The organism is Alkalibacillus aidingensis, from assembly GCF_014595945.1.
GTDB lineage: Bacteria > Bacillota > Bacilli > Bacillales > Alkalibacillaceae > Alkalibacillus > Alkalibacillus aidingensis.
Window position 1 is genome coordinate 205,800 of record NZ_JABXWU010000003.1, and the last position, 6,885, is coordinate 212,684.

Below are 6,885 nucleotides of genomic sequence, written 5' to 3' on the forward strand. Positions count from 1 at the left end.
AATAAAAACGTTAAGGAGTTGAACCGACGTGATTCAGTATAATAATGTCACAAAAGTATATGGTGACGATATCACAGCGGTTGATCAGGTTTCATTAAACGTGAATGAAGGTGAAATTGTTGTTTTATTGGGCCCTTCAGGTTGTGGTAAAACAACTCTATTACGAATGGTCAATGGCTTAGAAACTATTACTGATGGTGATATTTTATTCAATGGTGAAAGTATCCAATCATTAAATGAGATCGAATTACGAAGAAAAATAGGTTACGTCATTCAAAGTAATGGGTTATTTCCTAATATGACGATTGAACAAAATGTCACGATTGTTCCTCATTTATTAAAGTGGGATCAGAATAAGAAAAATGAACGTTATGAAGAGTTAATGAGTTTAGTAGGTTTAGATGCTGAGGATTATCGAAAACGATATCCTCATGAGTTATCAGGTGGTCAGCAACAGCGAATTGGTGTGATTCGTGCTTTAGCGGCTGATCCACCAGCCATGTTAATGGATGAGCCGTTTGGTGCACTAGATCCTATTATCCGTGAACGCATTCAAGATGAGTTTTTATCTATTCAAAGAGAGTTGAATAAAACCATTTTGTTTGTTAGTCATGATATTAATGAAGCGATTAAAATGGGTGATAAAATTGCATTAATGAAAAATGGACAGCTTATGCAATTCGATACCCCATCTAACATTTTACAAAACCCTGCCAATGATTTTGTTTCACAATTTGTTGGTCAAGATCGAACCATTAAAAGTTTAACGATCCACTTTGTTTATGACTTAGTTAAGACAATCGAATTGAAAGACTCATTATCAAGCTCTGCTACTGTAAAGAAAGCGAGTTTAGATACGAGTTTGCGTGATATTTTAGGGTTTGTTTTAGAAAGCGAAGAGCAAGCTGTTGCTATTGTGAATGAAGAACAAGAGATCATTGGTTATTTAGATTTTGAGTTGATTAATCGATATATGGTTAGTCTGTCGAGCGAAGATGATCCTGTCAGAGTACCTTAAAAAGGAGGTAAGAATATTGGGTCAGACAATAATCACTTGGTCAGTTAGGATCGTCGTTTATGTAGCTCTTGTGTGGTTTTTTATCTGGACCATCACTAATGGCTATTTTGACTATCTGGTAAATAATTTTGAAGAGTTTTCAGTCCTGTTACGCCAGCATTTTCAATTAGTACTGATTTCTGCTGGGTTAGCAATATTAACCGCTATTCCACTGGCTATTCTGGTAACTAGGCCAATGTTTAAAAGGTTTGAAGGAATTGTCTCAACGATTGTTAATTTCGGATATACCATTCCGAATATGGCGATTTTAGCCTTGATGATGGGAGTGATGGGGATAGGCTTTAAAACAGCTGTCTTTGCCCTTTTCTTATACTCCATTTTACCGATTTTTAGAAATACGTTAGCAGGAATACAATCAGTTAATAGTAGTTTAATAGATGCAGCTCAGGGAATGGGTTTTAAACCTTATCAGATATTATTCAGAATTGAATTGCCGAATGCAGCTTATTCAATTATTGCAGGGGTTAGAACGGCTGTAGTTATTAATATCGGTGCAGCAGCTTTAGCATCACTAATAGGTGGTGGTGGATTAGGTAACTGGATTTTTACGGGCATTCGAGTATTTGATAATGGCATTCTATTGTCGGGTGCTGTTCCACTAACAATTTTAGCTGTTATTACCGATTTAATCTTACGCTTAATTGAGCGAAAGATTGTACCTAGAGGAACAAGACCTGAATCTAGTTAAAAGTTATATATTTTTAAGGGGGATTATGATGAAGAAAGTAATTGGTTTATCAATGTTAGCAGTTATGCTTATTTTATCTGCTTGTGGTAATGGAGATAGTGGAAAAGAGGTTACTGTTGGAGCAAAAAGTTTTACGGAGTCTTTATTATTTGCTGAGATGACTGAAATCATCTTAGAACAAGAAGGTTATGATGTTGATAAGCGTACGGATATGGGTAGTAACGTTTTACGAGAAGCGATGGAAGGTGGACAAGTAGATATTACTTGGGATTACACTGGTACAGGATTAGTGACTTACCTTGATGAAGAGCCGGTAACAACCGCAGCTGAGGCGTTTGAAGCGGTTAAAGATATTGATGCTGAAAATGGAATTACTTGGATGAACCCAACAGAAGTGAATAACACCTATACATTAATGGTTCGCCAATCATTTGCAGATTCTGAAGGTGTTAATACGTTATCTGACTTAGCTGATTATGTCAGTGCAGGTAATGAGGCACCGGTAGCGGTCAATGACGAATTCTCGGTGCGTCCTGATGGGTTTGGTGCATTACAAGAGTTCTACGATTTCGAATTCGCAACTGATGATGTAACAATTATGGATTTAGGTTTAACTTACCAAGCGTTAAGAGATGAAGAAGTGGATGTAGCAATGGGCTTTAACACAGATAGCCGAATCGAACAGTTTGATTTGGTAAACTTAGAAGATGATCAAAACTTCTTCCCAGACTATTCTGCTGCAGTTGTTGTACGTAGTGAAGTCTTAGAAGCTAATGAAGAAATCGAGGAATTGACTAAGCCAGTAGCAGATGCATTAGATAGCGAAACGATGACAGAGCTAAACTATCAAGTTGATGTTGAAGAACGTAGTGTAAGTGAGGTTGCTGAAGAGTTTTTAACCGAAATCGGTGTCATTGAATAAAAGGTTTGAATAAAAGATTTTAATCGTGCTGGGGCAGCTATGATGCTGTCTCAGCTTTTTTTGTGGGCAAAAATAATAATGATACATTAAGGTGATACATATATTTTAATAAATAGGGTTCGGACAAGACATCAATTGGACAAGCGACTAATTGAAAAGGTGGCTTCAGTTGTAGATGTGGTATTTAATCATGTTTTTTATAGGGTTTGGGTTTACTTGTGTCGGGGCTGTTTCAATCATAGGTTATTTAAATTTCTTACCTGTAGGGATGACAGTGTATGATTTTTTACTATTTATATATAAAAGGCCAGAGTGCTATATGCTGCCTTTAGGCTTTACCATCATGGTTATCGCCATGTATAAAAACCCATTTGGTTCATAAATTAAGAATAAAAATAAGTCACTTGGGTGATAATGAGCGTAAACGGAATAACACTTAAAGTGAGGGATGTTGATGATGTACGTTCATGATATTTGGGTGAACTGGTTCGAAGGGGAAGAGAATGGTTATAATGTTTGCCATTTTCATGAGTGGCGTAAAAACGATTCGATAGAGTTACTCGATCAAGTACCAGTTGTTTATGTGACAGAAGCGTTATTTGATTACATAGAAAATGACATGCAAGACCTTCCTCAAGAATTATTAGACTCTGTTTATAAAAGAGCCTACTTAAAAAAACAACATAAAAGAATTTCGCTGGATTATGCTTTTGTCGCTACCGATGGAAAACAAGTATTAGTCGTTGATACGCTAGGTTATGAAATCCCTGTACGAAAAAGCCGAGTGATCCCAAGACAAGAACGATTAGTTATTGATTTAATTTCGCATAAACGACCGATGGATTATTCTTATAAGCCAAAAAGCGAAGGGAAAACTCACCATATCTTATCCTTGAATCCGGAGTATATGGTGGGGCTGACTAGAAAAGAACGCCAATTAAAGCATTTACTGATGCTGATGCTTGATCAGCTACAACAAAGTGGCCGAATCGATGAATTGCGTTATTGGTTAACTGAATGGCGACCAGAAAATTATGAAGAGATTCAATCAATGACGTTTGAAGAAGGGTTTAATTGGTTACTTGAAGAAGCAAAAGTAGGGTGGAGTCAGAAGCATGATGACATCTGTGCTAAAATGGCTAAAGGTCAACCATTCTTTGAGCGTTTATGGGAAATGGAACAACAGAAGAAAAATGTTCTAAAGAGGACTTAGATTTAGTGAAGCCTACACATATATATAATGTGTAGGCTTTTTTGAGGTCTTATCGTTAAATAGAGCTCTTCTATATTAAGAGATTATTTTGGATCTAACCTCTTATGTTTATCTTTTTAAATGAACGCGACCTAATCCCATGGCTTTCTTTGCTTTTTTGAGCATTTTATTAGCAACAAAAGCAGCTTTTTCCGCACCTTCATCTAATATGTCGTCTAATTCTTCTGATTCGTATAGTTCGTGATATTTCTCTTGGATAGGTTGTAAAGCTGTGATTACGACCTGTGCGAGATCTCCTTTAAACTCTCCATAACCTTTCCCTCTATACATATCGACAATTTCATCGATGGAATGATTTGAAAATCCAGCATATATATTTAATAAGTTAGTGATTCCTGGTTTATTTTCTTTATCATATTCGACTACACCTTCAGAATCCGTGACAGCACTTTTTATTTTCTTTTCGATTTTCTTAGGTTCATCTAAGATGTTGATGGTTGCTTTTTGATTATCATCTGATTTACTCATTTTCTTAGTGGGATTCTGAAGGGACATAATGCGTGCCCCTTGTTCTGGAATATGTGGTTCTGGGACCGTAAAAATGTCATTGTATTTGTTGTTAAAGCGTTCGGCTAAATTTCGTGTTAGTTCAATATGTTGTTTTTGGTCCTCACCAACTGGGACAACATCAGTTGAATAAAGTAAGATATCAGCTGCCATTAATGGTGGGTAGGTTAATAAACCTGCTGAAACAGCCTCCTGACCGTGAGACTTATCTTTGTATTGAGTCATCCTCTCAAGCTCACCAACATAGCTGACACATTGTAAGATCCAAGCTAGCTCAGTGTGAGCGGGTACTTCAGACTGGATAAATAGTGTCGATTTTTTTGGGTCGATTCCCACGGCTAAATATAATGCTGCCAATGAACGGGTTTGTTGACGTAATTCTAGACGATCTTGTGGTACTGTAATTGCGTGCTCGTCAACAATACAGAAGTAACAGTTATTATCTTCTTGCATTTTAGGAAAGCGACTTAGTGCTCCTAAGTAATTACCAATGGTTAATGTTCCACTAGGTTGAATCCCAGAGAAAATTGTATTCATTTCATCACCTCATTAATTTTACGTTCTGAATAGTTATTAAACCATTAAAGACCAATAAAAAAACCACTCATCCCCAGTAAGGGACGAATGGATTCGCGGTACCACCCTTGTTACCTTGATTAAATACTAAGGTCACTTAGTAAATGCTGTTAACGAGAGCAACCCGGAAGATTCATCTGCTCCAAAGCCCCAATTTCCTAACGTTACATAATGCCTGTTTTCACTATCCAGGCTCACTGCAATCAGAGGTAACGCAGTACTTCAGCTAATTCATAGCATTTTATGTCTTGTATTTTATATCTTTATATTATAGATAATTATATAATCGGTTGCAAGTGATAAATTGTCAGTTAAAAAGAATCACTTTAATGTAAATAAAACGGAGGAACTATACCTATTGGTTTATTTTTTCAAAAAATAATATAAATTATAAAAAAAATAACAAAAGTGTCGAAAAACCGATTATAATGTATATAATAGTTTTAATAGATAAATAGAACAGCTTGGGGGAGAGGCACAATGAATGCGATTCGTTGGATTTTGACGTTAGTCTTGATGATGAGTTTAGTTCAATTGACATTACCAGGTCAATTGAATGCTGATGAGGAAGAGGCTACTGTGATGGAAGCTAGTCTGCATTATACTTTTGAGACATCTTTGGAAATGAGAACATTACCAGACCCTCTACCACGTTTTACATATGATTCGGGTTTGAACTTTGAGTATCCGGATGCTGTCCGTGGAATCTATGTCACTGGTCATTCTGCTGGGGGTTCACGCTTTGATGGTTTAATTGAGCTTGTTAATGATACACCTCTTAATTCTATGGTGATTGATGTGAAGGATGATCACGGCAACATTACCTATAAGTTAGATGAGGATTCACCTCATTATGACTACTCCAATAATTTCATTAAAGACCCGCGTGAAATGCTTGAACAACTGGAGGAAGAGGAGATTTATCCAATAGCTCGTGTAGTTGTCTTTAAGGATACTAATTTAGCGATGGATAACCCTGATTGGTCGTTTAAAGAAGATGGCGACGTGTGGATCAACGGTCGTGGGGAAGCCTTTGTTAATCCATTTGTTCAAGAGGTTTGGGAGTATAATTTAGAAATTGCCAAACATGCCGCTGAATTAGGTTTCAAAGAGATTCAGTTTGACTATGTTAGATTCCCTGAAGGTTTTGAAACGCGTGATGAGATTTTAGATTACCGACGTGGCGATTATGAGGATGCTAGTTTAGATAATATTAAAGAACGTGTAAGAGCAGTAAACGAGTTCGTAGAATATGCTTATGAAGAATTACAGCCATATGATGTTGATGTTTCAGTTGATATTTTCGGATATACGGCTACTATTGAAGAGGCACCAGGAATTGGTCAAAACTTCTTAGGCATTTCTGAAAATGTTGATGTCATCTCGTCAATGATTTATCCGAGTCATTGGACACCATATTTTGGCATTTCTGAGCCGGATCGCGAACCATATAATTTAGTCAATGAGTATGCGCAAGTAGAAAATGAGTTACTAGGTCAGTTAGATGAAGCACCTACTTCAAGGCCGTGGATCCAAGACTTTACTGCAGCTTGGCTATATCCACCAGGGCAATCATTTACTTACGGAATTGACGAAGTAGAAGCACAAATAAGAGCACTATATGATAATGGGATCTACGAATATTTACTATGGGACCCGAATAACAACTATACAAGAGGCGTCGATTTTGACCCTCGGTAATATGAAATTAAAAGTTCCCTCGTTTTTGAACTGCACCCCAAAAAGTGGACAGTATTAAAAAAACTACGTAGCTAAAAGGTGATCCCGATACTGATTCGGGGTCATCTTTTTTAATGTCCACTGATATCTCGATGAATTGT

General features: G+C 36.8%; 8 protein-coding genes. 6 read left to right on the forward strand and 2 right to left on the reverse strand.

The window, feature by feature from the left end:
- Positions 1–28 precede the first annotated feature (28 nt).
- From HWQ49_RS08265 to HWQ49_RS08285, 5 genes are all read left to right on the forward strand, one after another.
- Complete coding sequence (locus tag HWQ49_RS08265; RefSeq protein ID WP_188207132.1) at positions 29–1,018, forward strand: ABC transporter ATP-binding protein; 990 nt, start codon at positions 29–31, stop codon at positions 1,016–1,018.
- A gap of 16 nt (positions 1,019–1,034) precedes the next feature.
- On the forward strand, positions 1,035–1,766 hold the full coding sequence (locus HWQ49_RS08270; RefSeq protein WP_223155071.1) for an ABC transporter permease: 732 nt from the start codon (positions 1,035–1,037) through the stop codon (positions 1,764–1,766).
- A 28-nt stretch (positions 1,767–1,794) separates the two neighbouring features.
- Entirely contained in the window at positions 1,795–2,688 is an 894-nt protein-coding gene (locus HWQ49_RS08275; protein ID WP_188207134.1) for a glycine betaine ABC transporter substrate-binding protein, read from the forward strand.
- Positions 2,689–2,863: 175 nt separating this feature from the next.
- Positions 2,864–3,070 (forward strand): hypothetical protein, encoded by a 207-nt coding sequence (locus tag HWQ49_RS08280; protein ID WP_188207135.1) that lies wholly within the window; start codon positions 2,864–2,866, stop codon positions 3,068–3,070.
- A gap of 72 nt (positions 3,071–3,142) precedes the next feature.
- The gene (locus HWQ49_RS08285) at positions 3,143–3,901 is read left to right on the forward strand and encodes a DUF3603 family protein (protein ID WP_188207136.1); all 759 of its coding nucleotides are present in this window, start codon (positions 3,143–3,145) and stop codon (positions 3,899–3,901) included.
- 108 nt (positions 3,902–4,009) lie between these two features.
- Here HWQ49_RS08285 and trpS read toward each other — a convergent pair whose 3' ends face one another.
- A complete protein-coding gene (trpS, locus tag HWQ49_RS08290; protein WP_188207137.1) occupies positions 4,010–5,005 on the reverse strand; it encodes a tryptophan--tRNA ligase in 996 nt (331 codons plus the stop codon).
- 519 nt (positions 5,006–5,524) lie between these two features.
- Here trpS and HWQ49_RS08295 point away from each other — a divergent pair.
- On the forward strand, positions 5,525–6,745 hold the full coding sequence (locus HWQ49_RS08295) for a putative glycoside hydrolase (RefSeq protein WP_188207138.1): 1,221 nt from the start codon (positions 5,525–5,527) through the stop codon (positions 6,743–6,745).
- 63 nt (positions 6,746–6,808) lie between these two features.
- On the opposite strand, the gene HWQ49_RS14885 is transcribed toward HWQ49_RS08295, so the two are convergent.
- Positions 6,809–6,885, reverse strand: a 77-nt coding sequence (locus HWQ49_RS14885) for an IS3 family transposase (protein WP_394810770.1), incomplete at its 5' end; no start/stop codon positions are given.